The organism is Rhodococcus sp. 5A-K4 (genome assembly GCF_046097995.1).
Lineage (GTDB): Bacteria > Actinomycetota > Actinomycetes > Mycobacteriales > Mycobacteriaceae > Rhodococcus_F > Rhodococcus_F erythropolis.
The window spans coordinates 207,057-223,000 of sequence record NZ_JBJURM010000007.1; the positions used below are offsets into that span (position 1 = coordinate 207,057).

At 62.5% G+C, this 15,944-nt stretch carries 13 protein-coding genes; 2 read left to right on the forward strand and 11 right to left on the reverse strand.

Annotation, left to right across the window (positions count from 1 at the left end; genetic code table 11):
- Positions 1 to 32: 32 nt before the first annotated feature.
- The 3 genes from ACKAMS_RS12270 to ACKAMS_RS12280 form a co-directional block, all read right to left on the reverse strand.
- Positions 33 to 512 carry a DUF5130 domain-containing protein gene (locus ACKAMS_RS12270; RefSeq protein ID WP_019749092.1) on the reverse strand — a complete coding sequence of 160 codons (480 nt, stop codon included), beginning with the start codon at positions 510 to 512 and terminating at the stop codon, positions 33 to 35.
- Positions 499 to 762: a hypothetical protein gene (locus ACKAMS_RS12275; protein WP_007730943.1), complete on the reverse strand. Its 264-nt coding sequence runs from the start codon at positions 760 to 762 to the stop codon at positions 499 to 501. The genes ACKAMS_RS12270 and ACKAMS_RS12275 overlap by 14 nt, the downstream gene beginning before the upstream one ends.
- A 146-nt stretch (positions 763 to 908) precedes the next feature.
- On the reverse strand, positions 909 to 1,607 hold the full coding sequence (locus tag ACKAMS_RS12280) for an HNH endonuclease (protein WP_020908239.1): 699 nt from the start codon (positions 1,605 to 1,607) through the stop codon (positions 909 to 911).
- A gap of 182 nt (positions 1,608 to 1,789) precedes the next feature.
- On the opposite strand from ACKAMS_RS12280, the gene ACKAMS_RS12285 reads away from it, so the two are divergent.
- Entirely contained in the window at positions 1,790 to 2,197 is a 408-nt protein-coding gene (locus tag ACKAMS_RS12285; protein ID WP_003944464.1) for a globin, read from the forward strand.
- 4 nt (positions 2,198 to 2,201) lie between these two features.
- Here the strand turns inward: ACKAMS_RS12285 and ACKAMS_RS12290 are convergent, their stop codons facing one another.
- Positions 2,202 to 2,693 (reverse strand): cupin domain-containing protein, encoded by a 492-nt coding sequence (locus tag ACKAMS_RS12290; protein WP_019749095.1) that lies wholly within the window; start codon positions 2,691 to 2,693, stop codon positions 2,202 to 2,204.
- Positions 2,694 to 2,799: 106 nt separating this feature from the next.
- Here ACKAMS_RS12290 and ACKAMS_RS12295 point away from each other — a divergent pair, with 106 nt between their 5' ends.
- Positions 2,800 to 4,398: a glycoside hydrolase family 13 protein gene (locus ACKAMS_RS12295; protein ID WP_020970005.1), complete on the forward strand. Its 1,599-nt coding sequence runs from the start codon at positions 2,800 to 2,802 to the stop codon at positions 4,396 to 4,398.
- Positions 4,399 to 4,464: 66 nt separating this feature from the next.
- Here ACKAMS_RS12295 and ACKAMS_RS12300 read toward each other — a convergent pair whose 3' ends face one another.
- From ACKAMS_RS12300 to ACKAMS_RS12330, 7 genes are all read right to left on the reverse strand, one after another.
- A complete protein-coding gene (locus ACKAMS_RS12300) occupies positions 4,465 to 5,151 on the reverse strand; it encodes a hypothetical protein (RefSeq protein ID WP_408989084.1) in 687 nt (228 codons plus the stop codon).
- Positions 5,144 to 5,563, reverse strand: a complete 420-nt coding sequence (locus ACKAMS_RS12305; protein ID WP_003944573.1) for a thioesterase family protein — start codon at positions 5,561 to 5,563, stop codon at positions 5,144 to 5,146. The genes ACKAMS_RS12300 and ACKAMS_RS12305 overlap by 8 nt, the downstream gene beginning before the upstream one ends.
- The gene (locus ACKAMS_RS12310; protein WP_097387216.1) at positions 5,560 to 10,407 is read right to left on the reverse strand and encodes an NAD-glutamate dehydrogenase; all 4,848 of its coding nucleotides are present in this window, start codon (positions 10,405 to 10,407) and stop codon (positions 5,560 to 5,562) included. The genes ACKAMS_RS12305 and ACKAMS_RS12310 overlap by 4 nt, the downstream gene beginning before the upstream one ends.
- Before the next feature lie 99 nt (positions 10,408 to 10,506).
- Positions 10,507 to 10,926 carry a thioesterase family protein gene (locus tag ACKAMS_RS12315; RefSeq protein WP_019749099.1) on the reverse strand — a complete coding sequence of 140 codons (420 nt, stop codon included), beginning with the start codon at positions 10,924 to 10,926 and terminating at the stop codon, positions 10,507 to 10,509.
- A 4-nt stretch (positions 10,927 to 10,930) separates the two neighbouring features.
- Positions 10,931 to 12,610 carry an energy-dependent translational throttle protein EttA gene (gene ettA, locus ACKAMS_RS12320; RefSeq protein WP_007730925.1) on the reverse strand — a complete coding sequence of 560 codons (1,680 nt, stop codon included), beginning with the start codon at positions 12,608 to 12,610 and terminating at the stop codon, positions 10,931 to 10,933.
- Between the two features lie 166 nt (positions 12,611 to 12,776).
- Positions 12,777 to 13,955 carry an acyl-CoA dehydrogenase family protein gene (locus ACKAMS_RS12325; RefSeq protein ID WP_269577852.1) on the reverse strand — a complete coding sequence of 393 codons (1,179 nt, stop codon included), beginning with the start codon at positions 13,953 to 13,955 and terminating at the stop codon, positions 12,777 to 12,779.
- Positions 13,956 to 14,049: 94 nt separating this feature from the next.
- Positions 14,050 to 15,867, reverse strand: coding sequence for an ABC transporter ATP-binding protein (locus ACKAMS_RS12330; protein ID WP_053061983.1), 1,818 nt, complete (start codon positions 15,865 to 15,867; stop codon positions 14,050 to 14,052).
- Positions 15,868 to 15,944 lie beyond the last annotated feature (77 nt).

Genomic DNA, 15,944 nt, shown 5'->3' on the forward strand with positions numbered 1-15,944 from the left:
GACGCGGGCACCGGCCGGTGTCTGACAAACAGTTACGGCGCTGAAATTGCGGCTGCCATAACGCGGATGGCACTGATCAGTCCGTCGATCAGGTTGCCTTCACTGAAGGATGCAACAGCTGCCGTTGCTCCGAGCTGGGTAACGCGATCAGTGACCCGATCGGCGATTGCCCGCCCGCTGCGTACCTCGACGGTGCGCTGGTTGGGCGAGACGGCGATCAGCACGGAACGCTCGGCTTCGGGCGTGGTCGGGAACAGTGCGTCTGCACCCGCTGCCGGATCAGAACCGAGATCACCGATGTAGGCGTTGAATCGCACCTTGGTGGCCCGCGTCGCTTCGGTCATCGCGACGTCGAGCGCGACCAGATCCATGGTCTCGAACGGAAGATCGTCGGTGAACGGCTCGCCGATGCGGTGCACACCGGAAACGCGTCCGCTGGACGTGACGACGCTGCCGACGGGCAGGTCCTCGGGCGCTACTGCGAGCGCGGTCGAATGATCACCACTTGCCACTTGCGGACCCTCCGATCAGATCAGCCGAACCGGCTTCGATTGCGTGTGCACTGCCGTGATGGCCACCGCGAACGGTGACTTCGTCGACAGCACTCCACAGCACGGGAGCGTGATCCCACGACTCACCGAGATGGAACGCCGGCGGAACCGGTCCCGGCGTCTTCTTCCCGAGGAAGGACGCAGCCGCGAAGAACGCGGTGATCAAGGCCGGAATCCCAACGTATATCAGTACTACCTCGAGAATGCTCACACCAGATAACGTAGCCCAGAACGCCAGGAAGGAAAGCGTCAGGGCCACAAATTCCCCGGCAATTTCGTTTCGGTGACGACAGAACGCGGCTCAGGCTGCGCCCACGCCGACACATAGCTCAGGCTGCGCCCACGCCGACACATAGCTCAGGCTGCGCCCACGCCGAGATACGGCATCCACGCCGGATGCAATTCCTTGGTCGCCGCGAGCAGACGCCAATGCGGACCGGACGGGGGGACCAGTTCCGCACGGAGAGTCCATCCGAGTTCGCTGAGCATCTTGTCGGCCTTGCGGTGATTGCAGGGGGCACAGCACGCGACGCAGTTCTCCCACGAATGCCCGCCACCTCGGCTGCGAGGAACGACGTGGTCGATGGTTTCGGCTTTGGCTCCGCAGTACGCACATCGGAAGTGGTCACGATGCATCAGTGCGGCACGGGTCATGGGGATGCGGGCGCGATACGGAACGCGCACGTAGGTGCGCAATCGAATGACCGAGGGAACCTGCACCGACCAGTCCGCAGAATGGACTACCGGGCCTTGTTCGTCCTCGTGGACGGTATCGGCCTTGCCGCAGGCCATCAGTACGACCGCGCGCCTGGCAGGAAGGGCGGTCAGCGGTTCGTACGTGACGTTGAGCAGTAGCACCCGACGTTTTACCCACTCGGGCACAACGCGATCGGGAGGGAACATCTCGAGGTGAGAATGCTCTTCGGAAAAGAGTGGGTCAGCAGTGTGCGCGAACCCGTCAGGAACAACTTCCAGAACAGCCCCTAACGCGTGGTCGTTCCGCGCGCTAGTGGGCTGGAGTTGTCGGTGATTGCGTGCAGCATGTCGGTTCTTCATACGACCTCCGGGAGACTGCCCCCAAGTTGACCACGGATGATCGCGTTACGCACTCCCATTTCGAACAAAATTGCCAGGACGGCCGGTGAATTTCCGGTGAATGGGTACGCATTCCGACCCGATGCAACCGTCGTCGACCCGGAAACCGACCACTACGGCCGTCAGGCACAATGGAACTTGCCATGAATGACGTACAGCACGACGTGCAGCAGACCTTCTACGACGCCGTCGGCGGAGCCGAGACGTTTCACAAGCTCACCGCGCGATTCTACGAAGAAGTCGCGAAGGACGAGGTTGTGCGCCCGCTCTACCCCGAGGCCGATCTCGGCCCGGCAGAGCGGCGGATGCGGATGTTCCTCGAGCAGTACTGGGGCGGGCCGCACACGTACTCGGAGGAGCGTGGGCATCCGCGTCTGCGGATGCGCCACAATCCTTTCGTGATCGGCCCGATCGAGCGTGATGCGTGGCTTAGGTGCATGCACGTCGCCATCGCGTCCATCGACGAGAAGACCCTGAGCCCGGTGCACCGCAAGCAGTTGATCGACTACATGGAGATGGCTGCTGCGTCCATGGTGAACTCCGCCATCTGACCGTTTACTTCGCCTTCGGCCTGAACACACGCGCGATCCGGCGGGCCGCTCGTACCCCGAACGACACCGTGGGATGTAGCGGAGAACTCAAGATTGCGTGCTTGCGCACGTACTCTTCGACCTCCCACTCCGACCAGCTGCCCGCCCGGAAGAGTGCGGCATCGCCGACGCCCAGGGTTCGTTTCGCGATTCCGTCGCCCTGAACGGTGACCGACCCTTCGATGATGTGCACGATTTCGTCCGCATGGAAGTACCAGCGGAAGCGCCCCTTCGTGCAATCCCAGACGTGCGTAGTCGTGGTCCCGTCTTTACTCGCCGACCATTGCGCCGACCGTGCAACCGGTGTGCCGAAGATTATCCAGTCCCGGTTGATCGGATCATCGTCGAGCAGTACGTGATCCAAACTGACCGCTTCGATTGCCGACAAAGTCAAGGCCAAGCCCCCTTGGTTGAATTCTCGATACTTCTCCCCCGGCAGTAACACCAAAGTTGCCACATGGAGTCACCGCGTGAATGCAAAGTACACCAAGGCTAGGTAAAGAGTCACGCTTTTGCCGTGTCCAAGTCGTGAGAGTGCCAGACGTTTGGCACTATGAACTGCTGTGAGCACCCCCGCGGATTCGTCCTCTGTAAGCCGGCCCGAAGCCCCGTGGTGGAACGAGGCGGTCTTCTATCAGATCTATCCGCGTTCCTTTGCCGATTCGGGAAGTGACGGTATCGGCGACCTCGGCGGAGTCGAGGAGAAACTCGGCTACCTCGAGCTGCTCGGCATCGACGCGATCTGGTTGAGCCCGGTGATGAAGTCACCGATGGCAGACCACGGCTACGACGTCTCGGATCCTCGCGACATCGATCCCCTGTTCGGTGATCTGGCGACGATGGATTCGCTGATCACGTCGGCCCACGAGCGCGGAATCAAGGTCACCATGGACTTGGTCCCGAACCACACGAGTGATCAGCACGAGTGGTTCAAGGCAGCCCTGGCGTCGGCGCCCGGTTCTGCGGAGCGATCCCGCTACATCTTCCGAGACGGCAAAGGTGAAAAAGGCAACGAACCGCCGAACAACTGGCCGAGCATCTTCGGCGGCCCGGCATGGACCCGTGTCACCGAAGCCGACGGAACACCCGGCCAGTGGTACCTGCACATCTTCGCCAAGGAACAGCCGGACCTGAACTGGGACAACCCCGAGGTCTTCGACGACCTCGCCAAGACTCTGCGCTTCTGGCTCGAGCGCGGAATCGACGGATTCCGCATCGACGTGGCCCACGGAATGGCCAAGCCCGACGGTTTGCCGGACCACGACTGGGAGCTCAACGAGCTCATGCGCAATTCCGACGACGACCCGCGGTTCAACAATCCGGCAGTTCACGAAATCCACCGCGGCATCCGCAAGGTCATGGACGAGTTCCCGGAGGCGATGACCGTCGGCGAGATCTGGGTGAAGGACAACCAGAAGTTCGGCGAATACATCCGGCCAGACGAACTGCATCTCGGATTCAACTTCCGGCTTGCAGAAACCGAATTCTCCGCCGAGTCCGTCCGAGAGGCCGTGGAGAACTCCCTCGCGGCCGTCGCCGAGGTCGGGGGTGTGCCCACGTGGACACTGTCGAATCACGACGTCGAACGTGAAGTCACGCGCTACGGCGGGGGCGAGATCGGAACGCAACGCGCACGGGCGATGATCCTCGTCGAGTTGGCGCTTCCGGGCGCGAGCTTCATCTACAACGGAGCCGAACTCGGCCTGCCGAACGTCGACCTGCCCGACGATGCACTACAGGACCCGGTCTGGGAACGATCCGGACATGCCGAGCGAGGACGCGACGGCTGCCGAGTGCCCCTTCCCTGGGAAGGAACCGAGCCGCCTTTCGGATTCACCACCGGTGCGAGCACCTGGCTGCCGATGCCGGCCGAGTGGTCGACGCTCACCGTGGAGGCTCAGATCGAGGACGTCGACTCGATGCTCTCGCTGTATCGCGCCGCCCTCGAACTTCGTAGCGCCAGGCCGGAGTTTTCCGGCACCGACATCGATTGGTACGGCAGTCCCCCCGGCTGCCTCGCTTTCCGTCGACGCGGCGGTCTGATCTGTGCTCTCAACACCACGGAGGTGCCGATCGCACTGCCGAGCGGGCAGCTGCTGTTGAGCAGCGCACCACTCGTCGACGGTCAGTTGCCCGTCAACGCTGCGGCGTGGCTGATCTGACCGAACACTCTCGCACGTCGTCAGGCGGCGGCCCCATCGCGCTGGTGGTGGCCGTCGCCTGAACTCCTACCGCGCAACCATCAGCGGTATCGAACCACCGCGGTGACGGTAGATCGAACCAAACCGTGCATCGAGGCGCACCCACGATCGACTCGCCCGCACCCGAACCAGTTCCGACGCGTCGATCTGTTCGAGATCGATGTCCGCAGTCATCGCTTCGGATCCGGTGTGCGGAACGAATCCCATTGCGGTCAAGGCAAAAATAACTCGCATCGAGATCCCGACCGTGCCTGATGGACCACTGACCTCGAGCACGTCCTGATCGAGCAACGACGCCGGCGGCCCGTGACTACTTCCATGCTCGAGCGCCAAGGCGTTGCCCCGCTGCGCCAGTTCGATCAACACCCGGGCGGGTACGTCGTCCAGGTGCTCGAAGCCGTCCATCGGCGGCAACGCCCCACGCCACGCCGAATCCATGGCGAACCCCGGATCGATCAGCTCACCTGTTGCCTGCTCCACCGCCGAGAGCAACTGATCGCCGGCAGCCGACGTGTCGTCAGGGTTGATGGTGCCCGCCACGGTTCGCGTCGCCAGAGCGTCGAAACCCGTTGACGCCCAGACGCTCAGGTGCGCATCGCCGCGTCGACGCATTCGGATGACCGCGGACTCGTCCAAACGCAAGGCGTGACCGATGAAGCCGGCCAAGTTCTTTCGCTCGGCCTCCTCGGGCACGGTCAGGACACGTTCATGCACGTTGCCAGCTCTCCAAGTACTCCCGCTCGGGCCCGCTGAGGCGGCGCAGACGTTGAGTGTCGATATCGAAGGCCGCGATCTGAGTCGATGCCACGATGGACGGCGGGACGCTGAGATCGGCGCCGCGGGGGCGAACCTCGTACGCGATGGTGAAGTCCACCGCGCGAACCTTTTCCACCCACATGAAGACATCGAGCGGTGAATCGTCGTGCCGCAGTTGCCCGCGGTACCGCACATGGAGATCGGCAATCACAGCCCCGTCACGCAGGGTGACCGTCGGGCGCGAGTCTTCGAACAACCAAGGAATCCTCGCCTCTTCGAGCAACGTCACCATCCGTGCGTGGTTGATGTGCTGGAAGGCATCCATGTCGGACCACCGAACCACAACTTCGGCGTGGAATCCTTCGCTCAACGTCCTACCTCCGATCGGGTGCCCATGCTGCGCACCATGCTACGAACCTGACGCGCCGCCACCGAGAGCGTCGCGAGGTCAAGCGTCCCAGACTCGAAGATCTCGACGAGAGCTGCCCTCGCCCGACTCAGCCGCGAGGCGTTGGTCGATTCCCATTCGTCGATCTTCTCCTGCGGCGACTCCCCCGGCTCGCCGCCGGCCAGAACCTCCATCGTCAGCTGCCGCAGCGAACTGTAGAGGTCGTCTCGCAACGCGAGCCGAGCGAGCGAGTGCCAGCGATCGCCGCGCTCGAGTCCCGAGACCGCGCTCAGCAGCCAGTCGATTCCCAGATGCGCGTCCAAGGCGTAGTACAGCTCCGCGACTTCGGTGATGTCGTGATCTGCGATGTCGGCGATATCCGCGATGTCGAGCAGGCAGTAGACGTCGAGCAGTCGGAACACGTCCAGCGCCAACGCTTCCGGAGCCCCGCGATCGATCACGGATTGAGCGCGCACGAGCAGATCGTCGAGCTGGTGGCCGGCGAGCAGCCCCGGAACCAGCGGCGCCGTCGCCCGATACGCTGCCGAGTAGCGCGCAACTTCGGCGCCGACCGCGATCGGCTGGGGCCGATTGGCCAGGAACCACCGCGACGCGCGGTCGAGCAAGCGGCATGACTCCACGATCAGCTCGTTTTCGATCTCTGCACTGACGCCGGCCGAGCGGATTCGCGACCACACCTCGTCGAGCGCAAAGACCTCTCGCACAGCGGCGTACGCGCGGATCGAGTCCGTACTGCTCGCTCCGGTCTCCTCGGCCAGGCGGTAGGCGTACGTGATTCCGCCGTTGTCGATCACTTCGTTCACGAGCATCGTCGCGACGATCTGCCGCCGCAACGGGTGTGCCTTGATCTCTGTTTCGAACCGATCGCGAACAGCGGTCGGGAAGTACTGCGGGATCTGCTGGGCGAAGAAATCGTTGTCCGGCAACTCGGTTGCGAGCAGATCGTCCTTGAGTGAAAGCTTCACGTGCGCCGTCAGCGTCGCCAATTCCGGCGACGTCAGACCCACACCGGCCTCGAGGCGACGCTCGATCTCCTTGTCGGTCGGCAACGCCTCGAGCTTGCGGTCAAGTCCACGTGCCTTGGTCAGATCCGTCAACTGACGGCGGTGAACACCGAGCATCTGCGGCGCGGTCACGCGGGAGATTCCGAGCAGCGCGTTCTGGGCGATGTTGTCCGCCAACACCAGCGCCGCCACGTCGTCGGTCATCGACGCCAGCAACGGATTCCGTTCCTGAGTCGGCAGTAACTGCGAACGCACGAGCGAATCGAGAAGGATCTTGATGTTCACTTCGTGATCGGAGCAGTCGACGCCGGCCGAGTTGTCGATGGCGTCGGTGTTGATGTGACCGCCGTTGGCGCTGAACTCGATTCGTCCCAGAGCAGTCACGCCGAGGTTGCCGCCCTCACCGATCACCTTGACTCGTAGGTCTTGACCGTCGACTCGCACCGCGTCGTTGCTCTTGTCTCCGACCTGCGCGTTCGTCTCGGTCGAAGCCTTGACGTATGTACCGATTCCGCCGTTCCACAGCAGATCCACCGGTGCCGACAGAATCGCCTGCATCAATTCCGGCGGCGAGAGCTTCGTGACCCCCTCGGCCAGACCCAGTGCGATTCTGACGCTTTCGGCGATCGGAACCGACTTGACCGTGCGGTCCCAGACGCCGCCACCTTCACTGATCAGGCTCTTGTCGTAGTCGGCCCATGACGACCGTGGCAACTCGAAAAGTCGTTGACGTTCGACGAACGAGCTCGCTGCATCCGGGTTCGGATCGAGGAAGATGTGTCGATGGTCGAACGCGCCCACCAGACGGATGTGCCGACTGAGGAGCATTCCGTTGCCGAACACGTCTCCGCTCATGTCGCCGACGCCTACCGTCGTGAAATCCTGCGTCTGCGTGTCGACCCCGAGTTCGCGGAAGTGCCGCTTGACGCTTTCCCAGGCGCCGCGAGCGGTGATTCCCATGCCCTTGTGGTCGTATCCCACGGAGCCACCGGAGGCAAACGCATCGCCGAGCCAGAAGTCGTACTTGGCGGCAACCGAATTCGCGAGATCCGAGAACGTAGCCGTGCCCTTGTCCGCGGCGACCACCAGGTAGCGATCCTGATCGTCCTTGCGCACCACTCGATCCGGCGTCACAACTTCGCCGGTGGCCGCGTGCACGTTGTCGGTGATGTCGAGCAATCCGGAGATGAACGTGGTGTAGCAGGCTTTGCCGGTTTCCAGCGTCGCCGTTCGATCAGCGGCCGGATCACCCGTCGGCAGAGGCGGATTCTTCACGACGAAGCCGCCCTTGGCGCCGACCGGCACGATCACCGCGTTCTTGACGGCCTGAGCCTTCACCAAGCCGAGCACCTCGGTGCGGAAATCCTCGCGCCGGTCGGACCAGCGGAGTCCGCCGCGCGCGACTGCGCCGAATCGCAGGTGGACGCCTTCGACCTCGGGTGAGTACACGTAGATCTCGAAAGCCGGCCGCGGCTTGGGCAGCTCGCTGATCCGCGAGGGATCGAGCTTGACCGACAGGTAGTCGCGAGAGCGGCCATCGGCGTCGACGACGTAGAAATTGGTACGCAAGGTCGCCTTCACCAAGGAGAACATTCCACGCAGAATGCGATCGGCATCCAAGCTGAGTACCTCGTCGATGGACGCACGCAACTGCTCGTCCAATTCGGCGACGCGGATGTCGTCCTGCTTCTCGGGGTCGAACATCGCCTCGAACAACTGCACCAATGCAAACGCGGTCTGCGGGTGCGTAAGCGCGATTCCTTCGATGTGGAACTGACTGTACGGAAATGTGGCCTGGCGCAGATACTTTGCGTAAGCACGCAGCACCACGGCTTGCCGCCAGGACATTCCGGCCCGCAGCACCAACTCGTTGAATCGGTCAGCTTCTGCCCGGCCGAACCAGACTGCACCGAATGCAGCCGTGAATCGCTTCTGGACCTCGGTCAGCGGGGCGGTGCTGGTCTCGAGTGGCACCTGCGCATCGAGGTCGATCTCGACCGACGCCCGAAGATCCGCCGGTACCGACAATCCGAAATCGTAGATCCAGCACTGAACGCCGTCGAGTCGCTGCACGACGTGCGGCCGCTCGTCGAGAACTTCGACGCCGAGTGACTGCAGCACCGGTAGCACCTGGCTCAGCGAGATACCGTCGCCGCCGACGAAGAGCGTGAAGCGCCAGGCACCGGGCGCGGAGTCCACAGCGCGATAGAGCAGTACGTCGATCGCGCCTGGCGCCAACGCCTCGAGCCTGGCGATGTCGGCCAGCGCGCGTGACGGCTCGAAGTCCTCCTTGTATCCATCGGGAAGTACCCGCGAATACCGTTGCACCAGTTCCGGATCCACACCCGGAATGTCGCGAACAAGGTCGTTGATGCGGTCGTCCCAGCTACGACTGACTTCGGTCAGCAGGGCCTGAACTCGCTCGCGGTTGGCCTCGGAGACATCCAGATGAACCGGCTCACTGTCCGGATCGCGCCGGATCGTCACGTGCAACAGCGCAAGATCGTTCTCGGTAACCCGGGCGGTGTAATCAACTGTGCCTGGGCCGAATTCGCGCCACAACAGGTTTTGCATCGCCAGTCGCACCCGCGTCGTGTACCGGTCGCGAGGCAGATACACCAAGCAGGATACGAACCGTCCGAACGTGTCCTCGCGGACGAAGAGTCGCACCTGTCGACGCAGCCCGATGCTGTGCACGGCGTGGACGGTCTCGAACAAGGTCTCGGCATCGCTCGAGAACAACTCGGTGCGCGGGAAAGACTGGATGACCTCGAGCATCGCCTGCCCGGAGTACGAATGCAGGTCGACACCGGCACGCGCGATGACTTCGCGGACGCGGCGCTCGATCAGGGGAATCGCGAGAACGTTCTCGTGGAGTGCGACCACGGTGAACACACCCAGGAATCTGTGCTCCCCCACGATGTTTCCGCTGTCGTCGAGGATCGAGACACCCACGAAGTACGGGTAGACAGCGCGGTGCACCGTGGCGGGGAACGATCCCTGCGTCAGGACCAGAAGCGGTCGATCCGGGAGATCTGCAACTGGAGGCAAACTCATCGGGCCTTCGGTGACCGCGTCGGAGCGCAGCACGCCGAGCCCGCTGCCGGCGACCGTGCGTGAGCCGTCCTTCGTGCCCTCGAATCGCCGGTATCCGAGTACGGCGTAGTTTCCGTCCGCCATCCACCGGAGCAGCCGAGCGGTATCGGAGAATTCTTCGGGGGTGATCCTCCCGGAGGCAGTTTCTGCAGCACTCTCCAACTCGTCGGCAACGCGCAGTTGCAGTGCCTTCATGTCCGGGGTGTCACCAACCACCTGGCGGACGTCCGCGAGCACTTTGCCGAGGTGGGCTTCGATCGCGTCGAGATCGGAATCCTCGACTTCGGAGTCCAACTGGACGTGCATCCAGGATTCTTGGATACCGCTGTCGCCCAAGGAAATCAGATTGCCCGCGTTGTCGCGTTCAACCGTCAGGATCGGATGGGCGAATTGACTGATTCCCACGCCTTGTCGGTTGAGCATCGCGGTAACGGACTCGACGAGCAACGACATGTCGTCGGTGACGATCTGGACGGCAGCGCCGAGACCCTCGGATCCTGACGGGCGGTACACACGCCATACGGCCGTGCCTGGCGTCCGCTGCCTCCCGAGCGCGAGATGCGCGAGCAGGACTCGATCCGATCGACCGTTGATGACGTCGTCGCTGTCACCCTCGTCGATGTGCGTGAAAAAGGCCTCGCGAAGACGCGTCAACAACGTCGCTTCGTCGAGGCCTGTGCCCTGCTGCCGTACACGGTCTGTCATTCCTGGCTCACATCCTTGTGGGTTCTGATCGCCGCGACCAATCTCTGACTCGAGACTAGCCGCGGCAACCAGTACCTAGGGTGAACTGAGAAACGAAATCTACGATGTCGTCATCTGAACAAGCGATGCTTCGAGCACCGCACGTTCGCTGTCCGCCAGCGGTCTGGACTTTTCGGACACGGTGTCGAATCCGACCATCAACGCGTCGCCGAAGGCGCATTCGACACCCGCGTTGTCACGGATGACGTGCCGAACCGTGAACGAGGAAGTCCCGACGTGAGTCGTGAAGATCTCCACGTTCAACGGACCGGACCGATCGGTGACCGGCTTGAGGAACTCGATGGTCATCTTTCGAACCACGAGGTATCCCGGCCGGCCGCCGAGCGGCGCCAGTTTCGCTTCCAGGAACTGGATGCGAGCTTCCTGCATGTACTCGACGTAACGCGTGTTGTTGACGTGACCCAACCGGTCGGAATCGCCCCACCGGACCTGGATCTGCGCTGTGTATACGTCGGACACCGGATCAGTCCCTGGTGAGCTTGCGGTGAGTCACGCGGTGCGGGCGTGCGGCGTCGGGGCCGAGTCGCTCGACCTTGTTCGCCTCGTAGCCCTCGAAGTTGCCCTCGTACCAGTACCAAGCTGCCTCGTTGTCGCCGAAGCCACCTTCCCACGCGAGGATGTGGGTACAGGTCCGGTCCAGGAACCAGCGATCGTGCGAGATCACGACGGCGCAGCCGGGGAACTCTTCGAGAGCGTTCTCCAGCGAGCCGAGGGTTTCGACGTCGAGGTCGTTGGTGGGCTCATCGAGCAGGATCAGGTTGCCGCCCTGCTTGAGCGTCATCGCCAGGTTCAGACGGTTGCGCTCACCACCGGAGAGGACGCCGGCCGGCTTCTGCTGATCGTGGCCCTTGAAACCGAACGAGCTGATGTACGCGCGCGAGGGGAACTCGGTCTGGCCGACGACGATGAAATCGAGCCCGTCGGACACGGTCTCCCAGACCGTCTTCTTGGGGTCGATTCCGGAACGGTTCTGGTCGACGTAGCTCAGCTTGACCGTCTGACCGATCTTGACCTCACCGGCGTCAGGCTCCTCGAGACCGACGATGGTCTTGAACAGCGTCGTCTTACCGACGCCGTTGGGGCCGATGACGCCGACAATTCCGTTGCGCGGCAACGTGAACGAAAGATCCTTGATCAGCACGCGGCCGTCGAAGCCCTTGTCGAGGTTCGAGACCTCCACGACCACGTCACCCAGGCGCGGCGGTGCCGGGATCTGGATCTCGTCGAAGTCGAGTTTGCGGGTCTTCTCGGCTTCGTTCGCCATTTCCTCGTAGCGATCGAGACGAGCCTTGTTCTTGGCCTGGCGGGCCTTGGCGCCGGAACGAACCCATGCGAGCTCGTCCTTGAGGCGCTTCTGCAGCTTCTGATCCTTCTTGCCGGCAACTTCGAGGCGTGCAGCCTTCTGCTCCAGGTAGGTGGAGTAGTTGCCCTCGTACGGGTACAGGCGTCCGCGGTCGACTTCACAGATCCACTGCGCGACGTGATCGAGGAAGTAACGATCGTGGGTCACGGCGAGGATTGCGCCGGGGTATGCAGCGAGGTGCTGCTCGAGCCACAGGACAGATTCGGCGTCGAGGTGGTTGGTGGGCTCATCGAGGAGCAGGAGGTCGGGCTTGCTCAGCAGCAGCTTGCAGAGCGCAACGCGTCGCTTCTCACCACCGGAGAGGTGGGTGACCATCTCTTCCGGCGGGGGGCAGCGCAGGGCGTCCATAGCCTGCTCGAGCTGCGAGTCGATCTCCCACGCGTCTGCGTGATCGAGCTTCTCCTGCAGTTCGCCCATCTCTTCCATGAGCTCGTCGGAGTAATCCGTGGCCATCAGCTCGGCGATCTCGTTGTACCGCTTGAGCTGGACCATCGTCTCTCCGAGACCGTCCTCGACGTTCTCGCGAACCGTCTTGGTCTCGTCGAGCTCCGGCTCCTGCATGAGGATGCCGACGGTCGCGCCCGGAGCCAGGAATGCCTCGCCGTTGCCCGGCTGGTCCAGTCCGGCCATGATCTTGAGGATGCTGGATTTACCAGCGCCGTTCGGTCCGACGACACCGATCTTCGCGCCGGGGTAAAAGCTCATCGTGACGTCATCGAGGATGACCTTGTCACCGTGCGCCTTGCGCACCTTCTTCATCGTGTAAATGAACTCAGCCATGACCGCCAGCCTATCGGTGTTTGTCCTATAACCCACATTGCGCGTTGGCGCTCACTCCGATGCGGGTTCTGCGGACAGCCCGAGGTCATCGACCGGATTCACCGACATGCTCATCGACCCCCACGAAAACCGCGATGGGGACACCTCCGGGTGTCCCCCGGACGGCTCAGATCATTGCCCGGTGGATGCCCTTCGGCTCGCCACCGAGCTGCGAGAGCGTCGACGAATGGAAAATGGAACCAGGCACATGGATCGCGTGCGCGAGACCGGCATGAGCGTCACGCCAGAACCGCTGCATCGGCGTGTTCAACTGCAACGCGCCACCACCGGAACGAGCAAAGATCTCGTCCACCGCCCGCACCGCACGCCACGCCGCAGCAGTCTGCGTGCGCCGACCGATCGCACGAAGCTCGAACGAAACTTCCTGCCCCTTCTCGGTCATGTCCCAGAAACGATCCACCGTCTCCAAGATCGCAGCCCGAGAAGCAGCGATCTCGGCCGCCGCCTCACCGATCGCGAACAACACGTACGGATCTTCCTTGATCGGAACACCACTGACCGTCACACGCTCACGCTGCGCCGCCATGTTGCACGCCAACGCACCCTCCGCGATACCGATCAACGACGAAGTGATCCCCAACGGGAAAATGCAGGAGAACGGGAACTTGTACAACGTCTCCGTACGGCCCGCTTCCTTCCACGCCGTCCCGTCGAAAACCTTTCCCGCATCAAGAGTCCGATACGTCGGCAGGAACGCGTCCTTGACGATCAGATCCTTCGACCCCGTACCGCGCAGGCCCACGACATTCCAGCTGTCCTGGTCGATGTCGTAATCGGAGCGCGGCAACAACACGTGCAGGATCTTCGGCGGCATCAACGGCTTACCGGACTCGTCACCGACCATCGCACCGATCATGATCCAGTCACAATGATCGGTACCGGACGAGAACGACCAACGACCGTTGAGGATGTAGCCACCCTCGACCGGCCTCGCAACACCCATCGGCGCATACGGCGACGCCATCCACGTATCGGGATCGGTTCCCCACACCTCTTCCTGAGCCTTGCGGTCGAAGAACGCAAGCTCCCACGGATGAACACCGACGATGCCGCTGACCCAGCCCGTGGCACCATCCATCGCACCGATAGCCATTGCCGTCTCGGCGAATTCACGCGGATGCGCCTCGAGGCCTCCGAATTCCTTCGGCTGGAACATCCGGATGACGCCGGCGTCGCGCAGGCGCTTCGCGCTGCCGTCCGTCAAGCGCATCAGCTTGTCGCCCTCGACTCCGTCGGCGCGGATCTCGTCGGCGAACTGTGAGATGTTGTCCAGAACCTGACCCATGATCTTCCGCCTCCATTGATAGCCCGCCAACCTTCAATAAAGTAGAACACGTTCTAGAAACTTGCGGAAGTGAAATGGCCGACATTTCTTACACTCACACGGTCTGCAGTTCCGACGGGAGTTCGACGGCGTCGCTACCCGAGGCCGCAAGCAACTGTGCGTATCGCCCACCTTGTTGCACAAGTTCGTCGTGGGTGCCCTTTTCCACAACCACGCCCTGGTCGAGGACCGCGATGAGATCCGCATCTCGAACCGTGGAGAGTCGGTGCGCTACAACAAGAGTGGTGCGTCCGACCATCAGCTCGTCGAGCGCGTCCTGCAGCGCACGTTCAGTGCGATTGTCCAAGGCGCTCGTCGCCTCGTCGAGGACCAGGATCGGCGGATTCCGCAGAACTGTGCGCGCGATCGCGATGCGCTGTTTCTCACCACCGGAGAATCGGTAGCCGCGCTCGCCGACCATGGTGTCGTACCCGTCGTCGAGACCGGAGATGAACTCGTGGATTTGCGCGATGCGCGCTGCTTGCTCGATCTCGGCGTCGGTGGCATCGGGTTTCGCGAACCGAAGGTTCTCACGAATCGTCGTATGGAAGAGGTACGTCTCCTGCGACACCACGCCCACCAGATCGGAGACCGTCGCGAGATCGAGGTCCCGCAGATCGATGTCGTCGATTCTCACCGATCCCGCAGTCGGGTCGTACAGACGTGCGGCCAAGTATCCGAGGGTGGTCTTGCCCGAACCTGTGGAGCCGACCAGCGCCAAGGTTCCGCCGGCCGGGACCGCGAGGTCGATGTTGTCGAGAGTCTTGCTGTCGGTTCCTGGATACGAGAAGTCGACGTGGTCGAACCGAAGTTCGCCGGACATCTTGGTGCGGTCGAAGCTCTTCGACTCTTCCGGATCCGCGATGTCGATCGGCAGATCCAGGTACTCGAACACGCGACTGAACAGTGCCATCGAACTCTGCACCTCGACGCCCGTGTTGAGCAGCATCATGGTGGGGCGGAACAATTGGGTCTGCAGTGTGGTGAATGCGACGAGGGTGCCGACGGTGATGGTGTTGCCGTGATCGAGAGTGAAACCGGCGAACCAGTAGACCAGTGCGGGCATGGCTGCGAAGGTGATCGACATGGTCGCCATGCGCCACTTGCCGGCCATCATGGCCCGGAGTTCGACGTCCGCGACTTCCGCTGAACGCTCGGTGAATCGATCCGTCAGAGCCGACTTCGCGCCGGTCGTCTTGCCGAGGAGAATGCCACTGACGGAGAGAGATTCCTCCACCTGCACCGACAGATCACTGAGTAGCTTCTGCCGCTTACCCGAGATCTTGCGGCGCTCGTCACCGATCTTGCGTGCGATACGGATGAACACCGGCAAGATCGCCAGCGAGAAGATGGCAAGCCGCCAATCCAGAAGGAACAGAGCAACAATGGTGGCTGCCACGGTCGTTGCATTCTGCGCGATGGACGTTGCCGTGTTGGTGACCACCGACTGCATACCGCCGATGTCGTTGGCAATGCGCGACTGAACTTCTCCGGTTCGGGTTCGAGCGAAGAATCCGAGCGACTGATTCTGCAGATGCGAGTAGACCCGCACACGCAGTTGGTGCATCAGTTTCTGGCCGATGCTGTTGGACATCCAAGTCTGCGCCACGCCGAGACAGCTCGTGATCACGGCAATGGCGATCATGCCGATGGCCAGAACGCTGACGAGTCCGAGGTTCTTGTCCGGGATCGCCTTGTCGAGCATTTCGCGTAGGAGCAGCGGACTGCCCAACGCCACGATCGCGCTGAGTGTGATGACCGCGGTGACGATGGCGATCTGAGTTCGATACGGCGCGAACAGTCCGAGTACGCGCTTTGCCGGTACAGAGTCCGCCGGAGTGATCTCGACAGCGGATCGTTCGATGTTTCGCATGTGATCTGGTTTCACGTTCTACCTCCTGGAGGCTTTCTCACCCTAGTTTCATATTGATGAGGTTACCTCACTATGAG